An 18,754-nucleotide genomic window follows, 5' to 3' on the forward strand; every position below is an offset into this window, starting at 1 on the left:
TTTTCTTGCCTATCGTTTCCCTAATCGTAAGAAAAAGGCTAAAATAATCGAACTAATTATTTTTAATTTTTCGATGGAGATCGTAAAAATGGCAGTATTAGATGTACTAATTTATCCTGATGACAATTTGGCAAAAGTTTGCCAACCCGTAGAGAAAGTGGATGACGAATTACGTCAATTCATTGATGATATGTTTGACACAATGTATCAACAAGAAGGCATTGGCTTGGCCGCGCCACAAGTGAATGTATTGAAACGCGTTATTACCATTGATATTGAAGGTGATAAAACCAATCAAATCGTGTTGATTAACCCTGAAATTCTAGAAAGTAGTGGTGAAACAGGCATTGAAGAAGGCTGTTTATCTATCCCTGGTTGTCGAGCATTAGTTCCACGCAAAGAAAAGGTGACTGTGAAAGCATTAAACCGTCAAGGCGAAGAATTCATCCTAAATGCAGATGGATTATTAGCGATTTGTATTCAACATGAAATTGACCATTTGAATGGTGTGCTGTTTGTTGATCATATCTCTCAACTCAAACGCCAACGGATCAAAGAGAAAATGCAAAAACTCAAAAAACAGCTTGCTAAATTCAAATAACAAGCGGTCTGATTTCTGATATTTTTTACAAAAATCGTAATATGAACAACACTCAACTAAACAATTCCAACAGTGCTTATGATGATATTCCTTATCCATCGCAAGTGTTCCACCATTGCCAACCAAATAGATTACACGCATTAGCTAAGTTAAAAGGATTGAATCCACCTGCATTGGATAATGCGCGAATACTAGAGATTGGTTGCTCTTTTGGTGGTAACCTCATTCCTCACGCCATTCGATATCCAAATAGCCAAATCATTGGTATTGACTTGTCTGAAAAGCAAATTGCTATTGGTCAGCAAATGATGGCGGAGCTTGGGTTGAATAATGTCACGCTCATTGCTGCTGACATTAGTAAAGTGAATTTTGAAAATATTCAATTTGACTATATCATCTGCCATGGTGTGTTTGGTTGGGTGCCTGAATTTGTACAAAATACCATTTTACACATCACGCAACACTATCTTGCGTCCAATGGCGTAGCATTTATCAGCCACAACACTTACCCAGGTTGGCATTTAAAAGATATGGTAAAAGAGCTGATGCAGTTTGGAACAGATGCTCAAATACATCCATTTGAGCGCATTGACCAAGCCAAAACGTTATTTGACGATACGGCAAATTTATTAGCAAAATATAACCCTAATATTCATACAGAATTTACCAAAATCGCTAACCACATTATACAGGCAGAAAAATATTATGTAGCACACGAGTATTTTGAGGAAATCAACCAGCCTTTTTATTTACATCAATTTGTTAAGAAGGTTAATGGCTATGGGCTTGGTTATGTTGCTGATAGCTCAGTATCGAATATTGGCATTATTGGTTCTTTGTCAGGAATGAATAATGAACAAATTTACCAAAGATTTGATAGAGATATTGTTGATATTGAGCAGTATTTTGATTTTATCAACCAACGCCCTTTTCGTTGCACACTGTTAACCCATCAGCATAATCTTGTTGGCTATGATATTGATAAATATAATCTGTGCCATCATTTTCCTGATTTGTATCTCAAAGCACGCTTAACTCGTTCAGGAGATGGAACTAATCAATCTTGGGTCACAAGCGATGGGTTGTTTAGTATTTCTTCATCTAAGTTTACAGATAAGATTGCAAATCAGCTAAATAACAGCAATCAGCCTTGTAAAATATCCGAATTACAAAGCCTTGCTGATGGTGAAAATATTAACTCATCAAACGATTTGTTATTAGTGATGATTCACCAAGACAATAGCTATATTAGCTATTCTCCAGTAGAAATAAATCCTTATGGAGAATACCCTAAATTGGCTGACAAATTTGCCCGTCTGATTAATTTTGTAAGCAATAACCCTAGCATTACCAAGCTGTCAAATATCTACGGAGAAATCATTGCATTGACGCCATTTACAAACTGTTTAGCTCCTTATTTAGATGGTACAAATCATCTTAAAGATTTGGTCAAACTGATGCGTAATGAATTTAAAAATGGCAACCTTGTGCTGAATAAAGATGGCAAACCTGTTCCATACCGTAATATTCGCAACGGTAATTTAGAGACGATGATTAAAGAAACCTTGGATAATCTACAATCAAATGGTTATTTTAATCAATATTAAGGAGAAATAATGCTAACCCTATACGCACTAAAACAGTCTCGTGCTTACCGCATTATTTGGTTGTTAGAATTGTTAGAACTTGATTACAAATTAGAAATTATTGAGCGAGATAAACAAACCTTTCTTGCTCCGCATTCTTTACGCAGCATCCACCCGCTTGGTAAATCACCGTTAATTCAAGATGGGGAATTAGTATTGGGCGAAAGTGGTGCGATTGTGGAATATCTTCTCAATAAATATGATCCAGAAAATCGTTTCCGTATTACCGCAGATCAACCAAATTACCCGAATTATCTCTATTGGTTACATTATGCGGAAGGTTCAATAATGCCTTATCTGATTATCTCATTAATTCTCAAACGAATTGATGAACGTAAAATGCCGTTTTTTGTGAAACCAATTGCACGCAAAATTACCAATGGCGTTAGAGAGAGTTTCTTGACTCCTCAACTCAAACTACACTTAGATTACATTGAGCAACATCTTGCACAAAAACAATGGTTTTTAGGTGAGCAATTAAGTGGTGCGGATATTATGATGGGTTTTCCATTGCAAGTTTTAACCGCTCGAGGCTTGGAAGGATATCCTAATATTCACGCCTATACTCAACGAATTAGGCAAACCGCATCCTTTAAACGTGCAGAAGAAAAACTCGGTGAATTTAAGCTTTAATTTAAACATAACAAAGGACAATAATATGATTATCGTAACAGGCGGCGCTGGCTTTATTGGCAGTAATATTGTTAAAGCATTAAATCAAATCGGACGTACTGATATTTTAGTGGTAGATAACCTTAAAAATGGAGAAAAATTTGTTAATTTAGTCGATCTAGATATTGCTGATTATTGTGATAAAGAAGATTTTATTGCCTCTATTATTGCAGGCGATGATTTTGGTGATATTGATGCCGTTTTCCACGAAGGTGCTTGTTCCGCCACAACAGAATGGGACGGCAAATATATGATGCAAAATAACTACGAATATTCAAAAGAGTTATTACATTATTGCTTAGATCGTCAAATTCCATTTTTCTACGCATCAAGTGCGGCAACCTACGGTGGACGTTCAGATAACTTTATCGAAAAACGAGAATTTGAACAGCCTTTAAATGTATATGGCTACTCAAAATTCTTATTTGATGAATATGTGCGTAAATTACTCCCTGAAGCACAATCGCCTATTTGTGGCTTTAAATATTTCAATGTTTATGGCCCGAGAGAGCAACATAAAGGCTCAATGGCGAGTGTTGCTTTCCACCTAAACACACAAATTTTAAAAGGCGAAAATCCAAAACTGTTCGCAGGATCAGAAACATTCTTGCGTGATTTTGTTTATGTTGAAGATGTTGCTCAAGTCAATATTTGGGCGTGGCAAAATGCGATCTCAGGCATCTTCAATTTAGGTACAGGTAATGCGGAATCTTTCAGAGCGGTTGCTCAAGCGGTTATTGATTTCCACCAAAAAGGGCAAATTGAAACTATTCCATTCCCTGATCACTTAAAATCACGCTATCAAACTTTCACTCAAGCGGATTTAACTCAATTACGCCAAGCTGGCTATGATAAACCTTTCAAAACGGTTGCAGAAGGTACTCGTGCTTATATGGAATGGTTGAATAGATAAGCGGTTAGATTCTATACCCATTTTGCAACTCAATATTACCTAGTAAAAGTCGCCCTTCTATGAAGTTCGACTTTTATTATTAGAATACCGCCTCAAGACGTAAAAACGCGCCTAATGTATGCTTACGTTCTAGTTTCCTATTATTATAAAAATTGACTTCGGGTTGAACAAAAAGCCACTCACGCAAAATAGGCTGCCGCCACGTTACAAAAGGTCCGTAATAATTTAAAGAAACTCGTTTTTTATCTATATCTCCACCAATAGATACGCCGTAATTCAAACGTTTATAACCAGCAAAATTATGTTCACGATAAAGGCTATTTCCCCAAATTGATGTTTCCACAAGATCGTTTCTATAATCAATATAAGTATGATTATTAATAAACGTATTCTCATTTTGTACAAATTTATTCTCAAAATTAGTACGTAAATAATGCTTACTATTTAAACCATAACGATAAATTTGTTCTAAACGAGTAGAATAGGTTTCATTATGTTTCCACTCTTTGCTTACTTTCAAACGAGCAAAAATATCCGCACCAGAACGAATTCCGATATCAAAATCCGTGTCAATCCCCCAATTTTTAATACCATCAGACCAACGTAATGCAAGGGACGAGTTATCATTTCTTGCTTGACGACGATCATAACGCTTATTTCTTTCTAATGGTTCTCGATAATTAGGGCTAATTTGGTTCTTATCTTGAGCTTGGTTATCTAAATCTTCATCACCAATCACAATACTAAGACGTCTTTTTAAAGCAGGTAATCGAACTTTAGCACGCACACGTGGCTTTATAGAATAGCCATCATATCTATTCCATTGATTATCTAACATGATTCGGAGTGTAGCTGATGCAGGTTTATTAGGATCTGGCTCACCCAACCAATTATCAATAGAATTTGCCCATGCATGTAAGGTTGATTTCAAATTAGAATGTTGTTTATCCACCATACTTTGCTCTGTTTCTGCCCAAGATAATACAGGCAAACTACTCAAGATACCGATAGCGGATAATTTAAAAAGAGGATATTTCATAACTATTCTCCTATTGTGAATAGCTTGATATTATAGCAAAACAACAAAAAGGTCTAAATCTAAAATAGGATTTACGTTATCCCTGAATTCCAACTAGCTTTTCCCATACTTTTTGAACTGAAATATTTTCCATTCCTTGAGCTTGTAGATAGTGCTGATTTTTACCATAAGCACCTATGAGATTAGGATCCGTTGCACCATATAAGATAATGTTCGGTTTGTCTAATGCTGCTGTTAAATGACTAAGTCCTGTATCAACAGAAATCACTACTTGAGCATTCGCAATTTGCTCTGCAAGCTCCGTTAGGCTTAACTTAGGCAATACTTTAATTTTTTCTGACAGTTCAGCTAAACGAGTTGCTCGTTCAAATTCTTTTTGATTTCCCCAAGGTAAACGAATTTCTAACCCTGAATGGATGCAATGTTCAAAAAGCTCAGACCACGAATTTTCTTGCCAATGTTTGTCTGCTCTTGTGGTTGCGTGAATAGCAATGAGATAAGGTGAATAAGCGGTGAGATTTTCCTGTTCTTTTGCAAGTGAAGTGAAATGGCGTGCAATAGCATAATCGCCAAGTGCATCAGGTAATGAATACCCCAAACTTTGAGCAAATAACTGACGAATACGTTCAACGGCGTGTTGTTGATAGGAAATAGCATGTCGTTTGTCATAAAACAAAGTAGCTATCGGTTCACGAATAGAGTGGTGATCGTAACCATGTTTTTCGCCTTTAGCTAAACGAGTCGCAAAGAAAGCACTTTTTAATAGCCCTTGAGCATCAATCACAACATCATAATGTTCTTGCTGTAATTGCTGTTTGAATGATGACCATTGTTGCAAAGTTTCTTGAGAAAGTAACCGCTTACGCCACACTCGAAATGCAAAGGGAATAACCTTTTTTACCGCTGAATGCCAATGGGGAATTTCAGCGAAAGCAGGTTCAACAACCCAATCTATTTGGAGATTGGGTATCTTATTTTGAGCATCGGTAAGTGAAGGTAAAGTATGAATAACATCACCCATTGATGATGTTTTGATTAGGCAAACTTTCATTTCTAATTCGTTTTTCCAATCAGTTCATCAAGTTTAGCTAACACCATTTCAGGTTGAATATCGATAAGGCTTTGGTGATAACCCTCGGCACTATCTTGTGATTTACGCACTTTAATTAGCCCACCTTCAATTAAGCGAATAATTACCGCATTGTGTGATAACGGTGGTGTATATTGTGGACTCGTTGGGCCATAAAGGGCCACTAATGGACGATTTAACGCAGCAGCAATATGCATCAACCCAGAATCATTGCTAACTATGGCAACACAATCAGCAATTAAATCTACCGCTTGATTAAGATCCGTCTGCCCTGCTAGGTTAATACAATAACGTTGCTGTTCCGCTGGTAATGAGGTACGGATTTCTTCGCCAACAGTTTCATCTTTCTTCGAGCCAAATAAACGAATAGCGTAACCTTGTTCAATCAATTTTTGTGCTACTTTTGCATAGTGATAATGTGGATAACGTTTTGCAGGCCCAAACTCAGCTCCAGGGCAAAAACCGATTGTAGGACGATTTTCTGCATCATCTAGCTGTTTGTCAAAATGCTGTTTTGTCTGCATAATCTGTTCAGCATTCACTTGCAAATAAGGGTAAGAAATAGGTAATTGATCCGCAACGGGAATATGCCCTTTATCAAAGGCAAGTGCGACATAGCGTTGCACCATTAGTGGATAATCCTGTTTATTCGCTCTAAGATCATTCAGCAATCCATAACGCATTTCACCTTTCCAACCACGACGGTGCGGAATACGAGCAAAAAAGGGAATAAAAGAAGATTTAAGAGAGTTAGGTAAAACAATCGCCATTTGGTACTGATTTTGCAAATTTTTACCTAGATCATACCGCTTACAGAGTGCAAAAGATCCGTGTCCAATCGGCATTGAAATGGCTTTACGCACTTCAGGCATTCTAGCTAACAAAGGACGACACCAATCAGGAGCCATTACATCAATCTGACAATTAGGGTAATTTTGTTTAAGCTGTTGATATAGGCTGTGAGACATCATCATATCTCCAACCCAAGATGGCGCAATAATCAAAATATTCATATAACTTCCCTTATGATCGTTTAACGCATTTTTCCGCAAGTAAATTGTTACGGTTATCTCGCAATGTTCCTACGCCATTGAAATCTTCTGTCCAAATCCAACGAATATTGCTGTATTTCTTCCCTTGTGTAACGACACTCGGCGATAAAGTGTAAGAAGCACGATTAAAAGTAAGTGCAATTGGGCTGTTTTTTTTACTATTTAAAAATTGAACTCTTAAAATTTGATTTTTTTCACATTGATAACTGACAATACGTTGCTTTTTTACTACATCTTTTTTTATTGATGATATTTTTTGTTCTGGCTGTTGAATTTTTTGTTCAACTTGTTCTGCTGGAGCAATCGTTGTTGTACTACATCCTAGCAGTACAGTTGCAGTGAGCAAAGAAAATGCTTTTTTCCATAAATACATTATTGTCCCCTTAATGTCAGTCAGAAAAAAAGAGCAACGCAATGCGTTGCTCCGAATACTACTTATTATTTATAAATATAGTTACCATTCGCTTGGCGGATAAATTTACCACCTGAGCCAATGTTCATTTCAGTAACACGATTATTTGCATCTAAACGAACCGTTACTTTTTCTCCAACTTTCAGATTACTTACAATATTGTTTACTTTACTCATTGCATTAACATCAGAGATATTCAAATTATTATCTCTGAATACTTGCATTAAAGAAACGCCTTTCGGTACAACCATTGTTTTAGTCGAAACAGCGTTCGATGTAACTTCAACTGTTTTTGCTGGCGTTGGTTTAACCACTGAAGGTTTAGTTTCAACAGTTTTTGCTGGTGCTTTTACTACTACTGTTTTTTCAACTACAGTTGCTCTTTCTGGTTGTGGTTGTGCTTTTTTCACTGGTTCAGGCGTTGATTTACTTTCTGGTTGATAAATCACACTTCCTGTTGTTTCAGGTTTTTTAGTAGGCTGAATAACCACAGGTTTAGTTTCTGCTACTTTTGTCTCAGATTTAACTTCAGCAGGTTTTGCTGCAACCGCTGGTGTCGGCTCTACACGATTTTCAACAGTAGGCTGAGCCATTTCTGATGTTTGAGCTGGTTGTTCTACAACAGTATTTGTTGCAGTTTGCTCCGTAGTTTGTTGTTCAGCTTTTGCCTGTGCCATTTGTGCTTCTTGTTGTGCCTTAGCTTCTGCTTCAGCTCGTTTTGCTTCTTCTTCATCAACAGGGCGGAATTCAATCGGTAAACTTGTACCCTGTTCCTGCAATGACTCTACTGTTTCAGGCGTATTTGGTTTTAATAAGAAAAACGCTAATAATAGAGCAAGTGCTAATAAAATTACGATCAATAAACGTCGATATTTTGATGGTACTTTTTCTGCCACGGAAGGCTTAGCCGTTTGAGCTGTTTGCGTAGGAATTACTCGCTCAACCGTATTTGGATTTACCGCATTTACTTTTTCCTGCTCATTCACTGGTGGCTGTACTGTTTTTGGCTCATCGACTCTAGGCGTATCAACCGTAGCAGTTGCTTTAGTTGGTGCTTTATCCGCTTCATCAATAACAGGAGCAAATGCAAAACCTTTCGGTTTTTGAGAGTCTTCTGTTGTTTCTGTTTTAGGGGTATTTTCTTTTAACATTGTTTGTTCTTCTAAGGTTGATAACTCAGTTGCTTTATCCACAGGACGTTTCATTACGGGTGTGAATGTGTAATTAGGTGCTTGTTTTGACGATAACGAAAACATCACTTTCGGCTTTGTGACTCCTTTTTCGCTATGTTGTTCAATTTCTTTTTCTAATTCTGTTGTGGTAGTGGCTGTTGGCTGACCAAACGTCGGCTCTTTACGTTGATTATATTGGCTCATAAAAATCCAAGGGAAATAACTAAAAAACAGCAATCATTTTAAAGGATTTATTGCCTATCATCATCAAATTTCTTTGAAATCACTATTATTTATGTTATCCCCACTATTTTTTCGATCAAGATCGAAAAATAAATTAGCTATTCTTGAGCTTATTCTGCCAATGATTAAAGTAGCGACTGTTCGTTTTATATCAACACAGAAAGGAGCTATTTATTATGAAAAAACTGACTCAATATGCCACTGCCCTACTTTTAGGGGCATTAAGTTTAACTGCTAGTGCAGAAGAAAAAGGTGTAAGCACACCATCTGAAACTCAAGCTCAAGTACAAGCGTTGCAAACCCAAGCAAAAATTGCAAATCCAAATGCAATCAATATCAACACCGCAACTGCATCAGAATTACAAGACAAATTAGTTGGCATTGGTGCTAAGAAAGCACAAGCAATTGTCGAATATCGAGAGAAAAATGGTAAATTTCTCAATATTGAACAACTAACAGAAGTATCAGGTATTGGGAAAGCAACACTTGATAAAAATCGAGATCGTATCGTTTTAGAGTAATCTAACCGCTTGTTCCCCTTGTTGCCTATCTATAAGGGGAACTTGCTTAGATTGTAAACTTTGTGACTTTTGCTATACTGCTCTCCTTGTGAAAGTATGAAAAATCAAAACATAGGATAGTCAAATGTCATTAACAGCTTATAAAGCACCAAGTTATGCACAACGTGCAAAAATTGCATTTCAATATTTAATGCCACAACAAGGTTTAACACGCCTTGCGGGTTGGTTTGCAGAGAAAAAATTAGGTGCATTAACCCATTTTGTAATTAAAGTCTTTACCAAGAAGTACCAAGTTAATTTAGCTGAAGCTGAAAAAACAAATCCTTCAGATTATGCCACTTTTAACGAATTTTTTATTCGTCCATTAAAAGAAAATGCACGCCCTATCGATCAAGATACTCAAACCTTATGCTTACCTGCTGATGGTCGAGTAAGTGAAGCTGGGCAGATTACACAAAACTCGTTATTACAAGCTAAAGGGCATACATTTACCCTAGAAACGCTACTTGCTAACGACCTCGCACTAGCCGAAAAATTTAAAGATGGCCAGTTTATTACCACTTATCTTTCTCCAAGAGATTACCATCGTGTGCATATGCCTTGTGATGCAACACTCCGCAAGATGATTTACGTTCCAGGCGAATTATTTTCGGTGAATCCATTTTTAGCGGAACATATTCCAAACTTATTTGCTCGTAACGAACGAGTAATTTGTGAATTTGATACAACGTTTGGCACAATGGTTCAGATTTTAGTCGGTGCAACAATTACCGCGAGTATGAGCACTATTTGGGCAGGTGTTATTAATCCACCACGTTCTAAAGAGCTTCTTGTGTACGAATATCTTGCAGAAGGAGAAAGTGCGATTCATCTCAAAAAGGGGCAAGAAATGGGAGCTTTCCGCTTAGGTTCGACGGTCATTAACCTTTTCCCTAAAGAGAGTGTTACTTTATCTTCTCATCTTATTGCTGGCGAGCCAACCCGAATGGGCGAACCTTTAGCAAAAATCCTTAGTTAAAATCAAATAAACGAAAGCGAGTGGTAGCCCTACTCGCTTTTTTATCCATAATTGCAAAAAGGTGTAATAGACAAATTTGGACTGAACTAGATGATTCCTAAACTTTACAGCATTTTCGCAACGGTTTTAAGCTGCATTTTAGGTGTTCCAACATTAAACCGAAATTCACATTCCTTCAAGAATAAAGGAAAGTTTTTTCGGTTTATTCCATTATATTTTCGAAGTACTAGCTTGGCTTGACTCCATTTTCAATCCGGTTAATGTGATTCTCTCGCTCTGAAAATATCTCAGAATGATTAATTCGCTTGTGATGAAATTCAAAAGTGCATCATAACTGCGATAATAATTGGTATACATTCAGCTATCCAGCTTAATTTTCCTTTTAATAACTGGAATTAATTCCATAACCATAACAGTAAACACCTTACCTTGCCATTTTAAGACTCCAAAAACAGACTCTTTAATAATAAACGAGTATTGTGTTTAATAAGAGTGCTGTTCGAATAAAACATGAGAGTTTCCTTTTTTGTTTAGGTTGAATTTAAAACTCATATTCTAAACAAGGAAACTCTCAATTTTTATAGTTAAGTCAGATCGAGTCTAATCTTCTACGTAAAAAATAGTATTACCAAATATCTTTATAGAGTATCTTAGAATTTATAGCTGACGTTAGCGCCGAAATGACGACCTGCTTCTGTGTGTCTACGATAATCACCATTAGAAATGGCTCCTCTCGCTTTACCCCAAACAGCATATTGTTTATCTAATGCGTTATAAACTCCTACGTCAATGTGTAGATTTTGCGTAACGTTATAATGCGCGGTAATATCCAGTACTCCATAACCTGGTAGTCTTTCCCAACCTTTAGATTTTGGCATGTCTTTTACTTTTTTCGCTGCAGCAAATTTCACCTTAGCTTCTACACCCCAAATATCATCTGGCTGTGTATACGCTAAAGCAACAAAACCAGTTAATGGATCAATATAACCTCTTGGCTTACCTGAACTATCTTTGTCTTTACCATAAGAGAAACCCGTATTTAAGGTCATACCTTTTGCTAACCCTAGCATATCTAGGTTTAGTTTACCGTCAAATTCAATACCATAAACACGGCTCTTACCTTTTTGATTCGCTAAATCACAAGGCACATTCTGATTAAAAGTAGAGCCACATTCGGACATATCTAAGAAAATTAAATCACGATAGCGGTTATAAAATAAGGTGGTGGTTTGTTTACCCCATTCACCCTCACTACGCCAAGTGAACTCCAATCCATCGGAGATTTCTGGTTTTAAATTAGGATTTGGTCTGGTACCCCAGTGTCCATAGCTTTGAACATTATTTTCACCATAACCAGGTAAACGAGTTGCATGATGGTAATTTAAACTCAGTAGCTGGGCTTGATTCACTGAATAGTCAGCACGTAAACCATAGCCAAGAGCGGTACGGCTATAATTAAATAACTCTTGGACTTTCTGCTCAGTCAAATTCTCTTTCTTAGGTTTGATTTTAATATGAGTTAAGTGCACAGATGGGGTCAAGCTAATTCCAGAGGTCCCAAAGCTCACACGATCAGAAAGATACAGTTTAGCTTGCATCTGTTTTTGAGTTGGGAAAAAAGCGAGCGTTTTTTCTTGACGATACCGCAATGACTGAACCTTACTTTGTTGCAAGTTCAGCCCATAGTTGAAATCATTGACAATCAGCTCACCAACAGATTTGTTTAAATCCATTTTAAAATTAAGCATTGTCGTTTTAAAATCATCACCTTCACGCCAAAGTTCTCGTTTTTGTGTTTTTGGCACAGTACGATCTGTTTGTTGAGTCATTTGACTTTTAGTATTTTGCAATGAGACTTGCCAATTTAATGTATCAAACAGAGGATTTTCGTGATGCAACTCGTGGCTTAATGCAAATGCATTGCGTTGATTTTTTTGGTGATTAGTCTTGGCATGCGTATTATACCTAGGACTGTTTCCTAATGAATAAAGATCATTTAAACCGCTTGTTAGATCATAATGTTGTAAATTTAATTTGAATACATTTGCATTATTAGGTGTGAAATCAAATTTAACATTAAGGGCATTGCTATATCCTGATGAAGGATTGCTTTTACTGCGCTTACTGCCTACCACATCCAAGCCACCCTTATTGTTAAATTCATTGAACCAACGACGAGTATAGCTGATTGATGCACTGGCTCTTTCACCTAGCAAGGCTGCACCAGTTAGTCCAACGTGATAGGAGTCGCTGTCACCCATATAGCCCATACGTAGCTGACCGCCATAACGTTGGTTATCTTTTAAATAATCACGAGCATCTTTTGTTTGCAAACGTATATGCCCAGCTAATCCATCTTTATTTGGTCCTTTATGAACTGTCACTCGTTTTAAATCAGCGGTATCAAAATATTGACGACTATGGTAACCAATATGTGGGAACTCGAAGCTTTGTGTCATTGGCATCCCATCTAATTCCATGGTCACCTGATTATGTCCAGTTGCCATTCCAAAGGGTACACCCATACCGCGAATTTCAATATCTCGTAGCTGCCCATGTCTGAAATTTTTAACATTAACATTTGGGATCGTACTCAACACCCCCCTAAGATCTTTAGCAGACATTCTGTCTAAATCTTTCTGACCAATAGTCGCATTAGTATTGCTAATATCTGAAACAATAATTGGGTCTAGGGCGGTAGTTTGGGTTGAGTTATTTGCCATTGCAGAAACACAGCAAGCTTGAGCAACTAAAATGGCAATTGTTTGGGGTTTTAATGACATAGTTTCTCCTTACAAAACACTATAATGATAATCATTATCATTTTATGAATTAAGTAAAATTAAGTCAATTTTTTATTGTCATAGATCAATTATTTCAACAAAACTTTTCAATCTGTAACTAAATACCCTGTTAAATCAATTTCACGATCTGCAAACTGCCCTATCCTTTGCTGATGAGAAGTAAAAATAATGGTACTGTTGGGTAGATGTTGACGTAACAGTTGCATCAGTGTTATTGCCGAATTTTCATCTAGATTTGCAGTGGCTTCATCTAAACACAACAGTGTCGGTCGTAAGAGTAAGATACGCGCAAAGATGATACGTTGCTGCTCTCCTTGCGACAACACTAAATTCCAGGGATGTACTTCATCTAATCGATCTTGCCATTTAGTTAGCCCCACTTTTGCCAGAACCTCATTTAATTGTGCTAAAGAATGGTTTGGCAAATTCGGATAACTTAGCAACTCTGTCAAACTACCTGAATTAAGATAGCTTTTCTGTGGAATAAAGAGCGAATTACTCTGGTCAATAACATACTCGCCGTCATAAAACATCCAAATACCCGAAAGGGTTCTTAATAAACTGGATTTACCCAATCCACTCTGCCCTTTAAGATATACCCATTCTCCCACCTTAATATCAAAGGAAAGATGTTGCAGTAGTGGTTGTTTTTCTATGGTAAAAATAGATAAGTTTTTAACAGAAACCGCATTTTCTGATGCTTGGCTATCTTGAATTTGATGAGACGAACTGCCATGTTTCTCAAATTCTGCCATCTCTTTTTTAAACTGACTCAAGCGAGAAATCGTAGCAACCCATTCAGGTAGAAGGTTATAGGCGTAAATAAACCAACTCAGTGAACCTAAGACTGTGCCAAATGCACTTCGAATTTGCATTAGACCACCGAAGGTAATAATTTTTAACAGTAATAAAGGGATGGCACAAAGTAAAGCCAGTGTTGAACTAAAGTGTGAATAGCCCACAGTGAAAAATCCCAGATTTCTCTCTTTGTCCATAATTGCTCGCCAATTCTTAGCGATTTTGGCAAAATCCTCAGAAAGTTTCGATTTCTCTGTTTGTTCTCCACCATATAAAGCTATTTGTTCTGCCTGATCGGACTTACGGACTAAGTTACCACGAAAAGTTGCTTCATAAACTTGCTGTGAATAATTTAATGGATGCAATTTTCTACCAATAATGTGTGTAACCACACTCCCTAAAAATGCATAAATGAGCGCCACCCAGACCAAATAGCCTCTAATCACCACGTCGTAACCAAATAAGTTAAAACTTGGCGCACCAGAGAGATTCCATAAAATAATCAAAAACGAGCCTAATTGTACAAAATTAAGCAGAAAAGAGAGAGTCAACTCAAGGCTGTATTTCGCAAACAAGTAAATATCTTCAGCAATTCGCTGATCTGGGTTATCCATTTTGTTTTTTTGAGCTAATTTATAGAAGATTTTTTGACTAAACCAACGAGTCATAAAATAATCTGTCATCGCCTTTCGCCAACGGATAATGAGCAATTTTCTTAGCCAAGTACGATAAACACTCACAAAAATATACAATCCAATATAAATTAAATATTCCCGAATAAGTGAGAAGATCTTGTCAACTTCAAAGGCGGCAATAGCATCATAAAAATGTTTATTCCAATCATTAATCATAACATTTAATGACACCATAAACACACCAATCCCAATCACGATGCCTAAAATGAGCCAAGAAGTCCAATTTTTCTTATTTCCCCAAAAGATTTTGGCGAGATCATATAAGTTGATAAAGAAGTCTTTCATCGATATTCCTGTGTTTTGCTTAGAATTTAGATTGACAACAGCGTCATTTTACAAATAATAACATAAATAAAAATCATTATCATTTAATTAAAAAGGAGAAATTATGCGAGAAGATCGTCAACAAGTACTACAAAATAAAATTGGTACTGAAGTTATTGAATTTAGAAACGAGTTTCACACCATTCAATTAGCTACAGTTAACGACAAAGGCGAACCTAATGCAAGTTACGCCCCTTTTGTTTATCACAACGACCAATATGTGGTCCTCATTTCTGAGATGGCAAAACACGCTAGAAATTTACAGGTAGTTCCTCGTGTTTCACTATTATTAATTGAAGATGAAAAAACCGCGAGAGAACTTTTTGCACGAAAACGCCTCACCACTAATGCTAATGCACGCTTAGTAGATAAAGAGAGTGAAGAAGGTAAGACACTGCTCACCGCATTGAGAGATCGACACGGTGAAAGAATTGATGGGTTAGCCCGTTTATCTGATTTCAAACTGTTCTGCTTCAGCCCATTGCAAAGTCTATACGTTAAGGGATTTGGGCAAGCATTTCATCTTGATAAAGAGGGTAATGTTATTCATTTGAGAGGCGGCCATGGTCATGGTCATAAACATGACACCGGGCATGATGTATCATCGTCAAAAGAAAAATAAGGAATTTTATTTGCTATACCTCGTTCACCTTAAGGAGTAGCAATAAAATAGCAAGCGGTCAGATTTCAAGAAAAATTTGCAATTTGCTTTTCAAAGGAAATTTTGCAAAAAATGGAGGAAATCTGACCGCTTGTCTATCTAGTTTGAAGTATAAAGTGAGCTTAAACTTAACCTAACTTCACCACTTTACTAGAAATACCCACATACCTAATCAACCCAAAGATATCCGATTTGCTGATATTTCTATGGTTCTAAATTACCTAGGAGCTATTTGCTTGCATCACAAATTATAGAAAAAAGGAACTAATCTGGAACAATCTTTCAATATCATTCACTTGTTTTTTATCGTTAATTAACAAAATCACTCGATCATTTTCTTCAATCATTGTTGATTTATGAGCAATAATAACTAAGCCGTTACGGACAATTGCACCAATAATGGCTCCTTGCGGTAATTTGAGTTCCCCAACTGTCCGTCCCACCACTTTTGATGTCGAATAATCTCCATGAGCAATCACTTCAATTCCTTCAACAAGTCCTTGTTTAAAAGAAGCAACTTTAACAATATCGCTTTTACGAACGTGACTTGATAATGCAGAGATGGTTGCTTGCTGCGGCGATAAGGCAATATCAATTGTTCCACCTTGAATAAGATGTAAATATGCCATTCTTTGCACCAAAACAATCGCTTTTTTAGCCCCTAAACGTTTTGCCAAGAGTGATGACATTATATTAGCTTCATCATCGCTAGTCAGAGCGAGAAACAGATCTACATTCTCAATATGCTCTTCAAATAATAATTCTTGATCTGAAGCATCGCCACAAAGCACTAAGGTTTTCGCTAATTTTTCGGCTAATTTGGTCGCTTTTTCAGCATCTCGTTCAATGAGCTTCACACTACATTTATCTTCTAAACTTTTTGCTAGTGCAGCACCGACATTTCCCCCACCAATAATCATTACTCGCTTATGTGGACGTTCAAGACGCTGTAATTCAGCCATTACTGCTTTAATGTGTGGTGTTGCACAAATAAAAAATACTTCATCACCCGCTTCAATAATGGTTGAACCTTGTGGTACAAAGGCTTTTTCTTGACGAAAAATAGAAACAATACGCGTTTCAATATGGGGAAGATGATCGGTCAGTGCAGATATAGGATAACCAACTAAAGGCCCACCGTAATAAGCCTTCACACTAACAAGGCTGACCAAATCATTTGCAAAATGAGCAATTTGTAATGCTCCAGGGTAATCAATTAGACGCAAAATCTCTTGGGTAACGAGTAACTCAGGGGCAATAATATGATCTATCGGTAATACATCATTATTAAAGAGAACATCTCGCTCACGCACATAGTCAGGATTACGAATACGCGCAATTTTAGTTGGGATGTTGAAGAGTGTATAAGCAATTTGACACGCAATCATATTGCTTTCATCACTATTAGTCACTGCAACGAGAAGATCCGCATCGCTTGCCCCAGCTTCTCTCAATACTCTCGGCGAAGCTGCATTCCCTTTTAGTACTTGTAAGTCGTGCTTATCTTGTAATTTACCGAGGCGAGAGTGATCATCATCAATGATGGTTATATCGTTATCATCATTAACCAAATTTTCTGCAAGGGTCGCACCAACTTGTCCAGCACCTAAAATTATGATCTTCATCTTAGTCCACTTTTTTAACTAATTTTGCATAAAAGAAACCATCTCCGCCTTTTTCACTTGGGAAGAATTGTTTCTCAAATACTTTCTCACCACCAAAATCCATTTCAACAAGCATTGCATCTTGAGTTTTCTCTAAAAAGCGTTTAATTTGTAAGCTATTTTCTTCAGGTAAGATAGAACACGTTGCGTATAGCAATACGCCATTGGGTTTTAAACGTTGCCACAATGCAGTGAGTATTTTTGCTTGTAGCTGTACAAGCTCATCAATATCGCTCTCTTTGCGTAACCATTTAATATCTGGGTGTCGGCGAATAACACCTGTTGCAGAACAAGGTGCATCTAATAAAATACGATCGAACATCTCATCATCTTCAAGCCACTGATTTGGCTGACTCGCATCGCCACAAATAATTTTAGCGTCTTGCCCTAATCGAGATAAATTCTCTGCCACTCGCTTTAAGCGAGCTTGCTCAATATCTAGTGCAATTACATTAGCTTTTGGTGCAAGTTCAAGAATATGAGTCGTTTTCCCACCAGGAGCTGCACAAGCATCTAACACTTTATCGCCATTACTTACATCTAACAATAATGCAGCCCATTGTGCGTGAGCATCTTGCACAGTTGCCCATCCCTTTGCAAAATTAGGTAAAGAACTCACCGCTTGTGGTTGATTTAAATACAAGGCACAAGGGGGAATTTGCGAAGAATGAAGATATTCTGCTACACCATCTAAAGCGACAGCATAGCTTTCTACACTAGAAAATTGTGAGTTCACTCTAATCCACATAGGTGGACGCTGGTTATTAGCATCAATAATTTCACGCCAATGAGGATAGGATTTTTTCAGCTTATTCACTAACCATTCAGGGTGCAAAGTCTGCCAATGCTTATCCACTTTTGCCAAAATATCTGCTTGCTCACGTAGGAAACGACGTAATACACCATTTACCAACCCACGAAAACTATCTAATTTTAAGACTTTTGTCGCATTAACGACTTCATCAACGGCCGCGTGAGAGGGCACTCTCATATAAAGTAACTGGTAAAGACCAACCAATAATAAACAATGAACTAAACGTGTTTTACCTTTTAAAGGTTTTTCCACTAATAACTTAACAATCGATTCTAGACGAGGTAAAACTCGGCAGATACCAAAAGTCATTTCTTGGATCAAAGACTGATCCTTAATGTTTATATGCGAATGAACTTCGGGTAACACAGTAGAAAGTGATTTACCTTGATCGAGCACTTGTAAAATAATCTGTGCAGCTAATGCACGAGAAGATAGTTTAGTCGCGTTGTTTTGCATAATAAAGGGAAATTAGATGAATTATGAATCATTATAATACGAGATAGATCCTAGCATAAAAGGGGGGATAAGTTAATCTGACAGAACTTAATTACATAAGATATAAGAACGAATATACAGCTTAATTCTCCTATACGCAAAAAACCGCGAGTTATCTCT

16 protein-coding genes and 1 pseudogene are annotated in these 18,754 nt (G+C 37.0%); 7 read left to right on the forward strand and 10 right to left on the reverse strand.

What is annotated here, in order from left to right; genetic code table 11:
• The first annotated feature begins 88 nt into the window (after positions 1-88).
• From def to rfaD, 4 genes are read left to right on the forward strand one after another with little or no spacing between them, the layout of a single operon-like run.
• On the forward strand, positions 89-601 hold the full coding sequence (def, locus tag A1D26_RS08780) for a peptide deformylase (RefSeq protein ID WP_157403640.1): 513 nt from the start codon (positions 89-91) through the stop codon (positions 599-601).
• 41 nt (positions 602-642) lie between these two features.
• Positions 643-2,208, forward strand: a complete 1,566-nt coding sequence (locus A1D26_RS08785; protein WP_157403641.1) for a methyltransferase regulatory domain-containing protein — start codon at positions 643-645, stop codon at positions 2,206-2,208.
• Positions 2,209-2,217: 9 nt separating this feature from the next.
• On the forward strand, positions 2,218-2,880 hold the full coding sequence (locus A1D26_RS08790) for a glutathione S-transferase (RefSeq protein WP_157403642.1): 663 nt from the start codon (positions 2,218-2,220) through the stop codon (positions 2,878-2,880).
• Between the two features lie 25 nt (positions 2,881-2,905).
• On the forward strand, positions 2,906-3,832 hold the full coding sequence (gene rfaD / locus A1D26_RS08795) for an ADP-glyceromanno-heptose 6-epimerase (protein ID WP_157403643.1): 927 nt from the start codon (positions 2,906-2,908) through the stop codon (positions 3,830-3,832).
• A gap of 79 nt (positions 3,833-3,911) precedes the next feature.
• On the opposite strand, the gene A1D26_RS08800 is transcribed toward rfaD, so the two are convergent.
• The 5 genes from A1D26_RS08800 to A1D26_RS08820 all read right to left on the reverse strand — a co-directional run bounded on the left by A1D26_RS08800 (position 3,912) and on the right by A1D26_RS08820 (position 8,801).
• The gene (locus A1D26_RS08800; protein ID WP_157403644.1) at positions 3,912-4,871 is read right to left on the reverse strand and encodes a hypothetical protein; all 960 of its coding nucleotides are present in this window, start codon (positions 4,869-4,871) and stop codon (positions 3,912-3,914) included.
• A 76-nt stretch (positions 4,872-4,947) separates the two neighbouring features.
• A complete protein-coding gene (gene rfaC / locus A1D26_RS08805) occupies positions 4,948-5,922 on the reverse strand; it encodes a lipopolysaccharide heptosyltransferase RfaC (protein ID WP_157403645.1) in 975 nt (324 codons plus the stop codon).
• Between the two features lie 2 nt (positions 5,923-5,924).
• Complete coding sequence (waaF, locus tag A1D26_RS08810) at positions 5,925-6,974, reverse strand: lipopolysaccharide heptosyltransferase II (protein ID WP_157403646.1); 1,050 nt, start codon at positions 6,972-6,974, stop codon at positions 5,925-5,927.
• Between the two features lie 10 nt (positions 6,975-6,984).
• Positions 6,985-7,386, reverse strand: a complete 402-nt coding sequence (locus A1D26_RS08815) for an MliC family protein (RefSeq protein ID WP_157403647.1) — start codon at positions 7,384-7,386, stop codon at positions 6,985-6,987.
• A 65-nt stretch (positions 7,387-7,451) separates the two neighbouring features.
• Complete coding sequence (locus A1D26_RS08820) at positions 7,452-8,801, reverse strand: LysM-like peptidoglycan-binding domain-containing protein (RefSeq protein ID WP_157403648.1); 1,350 nt, start codon at positions 8,799-8,801, stop codon at positions 7,452-7,454.
• 215 nt (positions 8,802-9,016) lie between these two features.
• Between A1D26_RS08820 and A1D26_RS08825 the strand changes: the two genes are divergently transcribed.
• Together A1D26_RS08825 and asd are read left to right on the forward strand one after the other, a co-directional pair.
• Positions 9,017-9,361, forward strand: a complete 345-nt coding sequence (locus tag A1D26_RS08825; protein WP_157403649.1) for a ComEA family DNA-binding protein — start codon at positions 9,017-9,019, stop codon at positions 9,359-9,361.
• Positions 9,362-9,485: 124 nt separating this feature from the next.
• Positions 9,486-10,379 carry an archaetidylserine decarboxylase gene (asd, locus tag A1D26_RS08830; RefSeq protein WP_157403650.1) on the forward strand — a complete coding sequence of 298 codons (894 nt, stop codon included), beginning with the start codon at positions 9,486-9,488 and terminating at the stop codon, positions 10,377-10,379.
• 97 nt (positions 10,380-10,476) lie between these two features.
• Here asd and A1D26_RS09600 read toward each other — a convergent pair.
• The 3 genes and pseudogenes from A1D26_RS09600 to A1D26_RS08840 form a co-directional block, all read right to left on the reverse strand.
• Positions 10,477-10,841: pseudogene (locus A1D26_RS09600) on the reverse strand (transposase); the annotation flags it as partial.
• 188 nt (positions 10,842-11,029) lie between these two features.
• Complete coding sequence (locus tag A1D26_RS08835; protein WP_157403651.1) at positions 11,030-13,162, reverse strand: TonB-dependent receptor domain-containing protein; 2,133 nt, start codon at positions 13,160-13,162, stop codon at positions 11,030-11,032.
• A 107-nt stretch (positions 13,163-13,269) separates the two neighbouring features.
• Positions 13,270-14,961: an ABC transporter ATP-binding protein/permease gene (locus tag A1D26_RS08840; protein ID WP_157403652.1), complete on the reverse strand. Its 1,692-nt coding sequence runs from the start codon at positions 14,959-14,961 to the stop codon at positions 13,270-13,272.
• Between the two features lie 103 nt (positions 14,962-15,064).
• Between A1D26_RS08840 and A1D26_RS08845 the strand changes: the two genes are divergently transcribed.
• Positions 15,065-15,622 carry a HugZ family pyridoxamine 5'-phosphate oxidase gene (locus tag A1D26_RS08845; protein WP_157403653.1) on the forward strand — a complete coding sequence of 186 codons (558 nt, stop codon included), beginning with the start codon at positions 15,065-15,067 and terminating at the stop codon, positions 15,620-15,622.
• Positions 15,623-15,909: 287 nt separating this feature from the next.
• On the opposite strand, the gene trkA is transcribed toward A1D26_RS08845, so the two are convergent.
• Together trkA and rsmB are read right to left on the reverse strand one after the other, a co-directional pair.
• Positions 15,910-17,286, reverse strand: coding sequence for a Trk system potassium transporter TrkA (gene trkA / locus A1D26_RS08850; RefSeq protein ID WP_157403654.1), 1,377 nt, complete (start codon positions 17,284-17,286; stop codon positions 15,910-15,912).
• A gap of 1 nt (position 17,287) precedes the next feature.
• Complete coding sequence (gene rsmB / locus A1D26_RS08855; RefSeq protein ID WP_157403655.1) at positions 17,288-18,595, reverse strand: 16S rRNA (cytosine(967)-C(5))-methyltransferase RsmB; 1,308 nt, start codon at positions 18,593-18,595, stop codon at positions 17,288-17,290.
• Positions 18,596-18,754: the final 159 nt, after the last annotated feature.

The organism is Ursidibacter maritimus (genome assembly GCF_009761395.1).
Lineage (GTDB): Bacteria > Pseudomonadota > Gammaproteobacteria > Enterobacterales > Pasteurellaceae > Ursidibacter > Ursidibacter maritimus.

What these genes read in the sequence shown, in the direction of transcription:
- A1D26_RS08815 (WP_157403647.1), bottom strand. Translation starts at nt 7,386, where the DNA reads ATGTATTTATGGAAAAAAGCATTTTCTTTGCTCACTGCAACTGTACTG.
- trkA (WP_157403654.1), bottom strand. Translation starts at nt 17,286, where the DNA reads ATGAAGATCATAATTTTAGGTGCTGGACAAGTTGGTGCGACCCTTGCA.
- rfaC (WP_157403645.1), bottom strand. Translation starts at nt 5,922, where the DNA reads ATGAAAGTTTGCCTAATCAAAACATCATCAATGGGTGATGTTATTCAT.
- A1D26_RS08820 (WP_157403648.1), bottom strand. Translation starts at nt 8,801, where the DNA reads ATGAGCCAATATAATCAACGTAAAGAGCCGACGTTTGGTCAGCCAACA.
- rsmB (WP_157403655.1), bottom strand. Translation starts at nt 18,595, where the DNA reads ATGCAAAACAACGCGACTAAACTATCTTCTCGTGCATTAGCTGCACAG.
- A1D26_RS08800 (WP_157403644.1), bottom strand. Translation starts at nt 4,871, where the DNA reads ATGAAATATCCTCTTTTTAAATTATCCGCTATCGGTATCTTGAGTAGT.
- A1D26_RS08790 (WP_157403642.1), top strand. Translation starts at nt 2,218, where the DNA reads ATGCTAACCCTATACGCACTAAAACAGTCTCGTGCTTACCGCATTATT.
- A1D26_RS08845 (WP_157403653.1), top strand. Translation starts at nt 15,065, where the DNA reads ATGCGAGAAGATCGTCAACAAGTACTACAAAATAAAATTGGTACTGAA.
- A1D26_RS08840 (WP_157403652.1), bottom strand. Translation starts at nt 14,961, where the DNA reads ATGAAAGACTTCTTTATCAACTTATATGATCTCGCCAAAATCTTTTGG.
- def (WP_157403640.1), top strand. Translation starts at nt 89, where the DNA reads ATGGCAGTATTAGATGTACTAATTTATCCTGATGACAATTTGGCAAAA.
- A1D26_RS08825 (WP_157403649.1), top strand. Translation starts at nt 9,017, where the DNA reads ATGAAAAAACTGACTCAATATGCCACTGCCCTACTTTTAGGGGCATTA.
- A1D26_RS08785 (WP_157403641.1), top strand. Translation starts at nt 643, where the DNA reads ATGAACAACACTCAACTAAACAATTCCAACAGTGCTTATGATGATATT.
- waaF (WP_157403646.1), bottom strand. Translation starts at nt 6,974, where the DNA reads ATGAATATTTTGATTATTGCGCCATCTTGGGTTGGAGATATGATGATG.
- rfaD (WP_157403643.1), top strand. Translation starts at nt 2,906, where the DNA reads ATGATTATCGTAACAGGCGGCGCTGGCTTTATTGGCAGTAATATTGTT.
- asd (WP_157403650.1), top strand. Translation starts at nt 9,486, where the DNA reads ATGTCATTAACAGCTTATAAAGCACCAAGTTATGCACAACGTGCAAAA.
- A1D26_RS08835 (WP_157403651.1), bottom strand. Translation starts at nt 13,162, where the DNA reads ATGTCATTAAAACCCCAAACAATTGCCATTTTAGTTGCTCAAGCTTGC.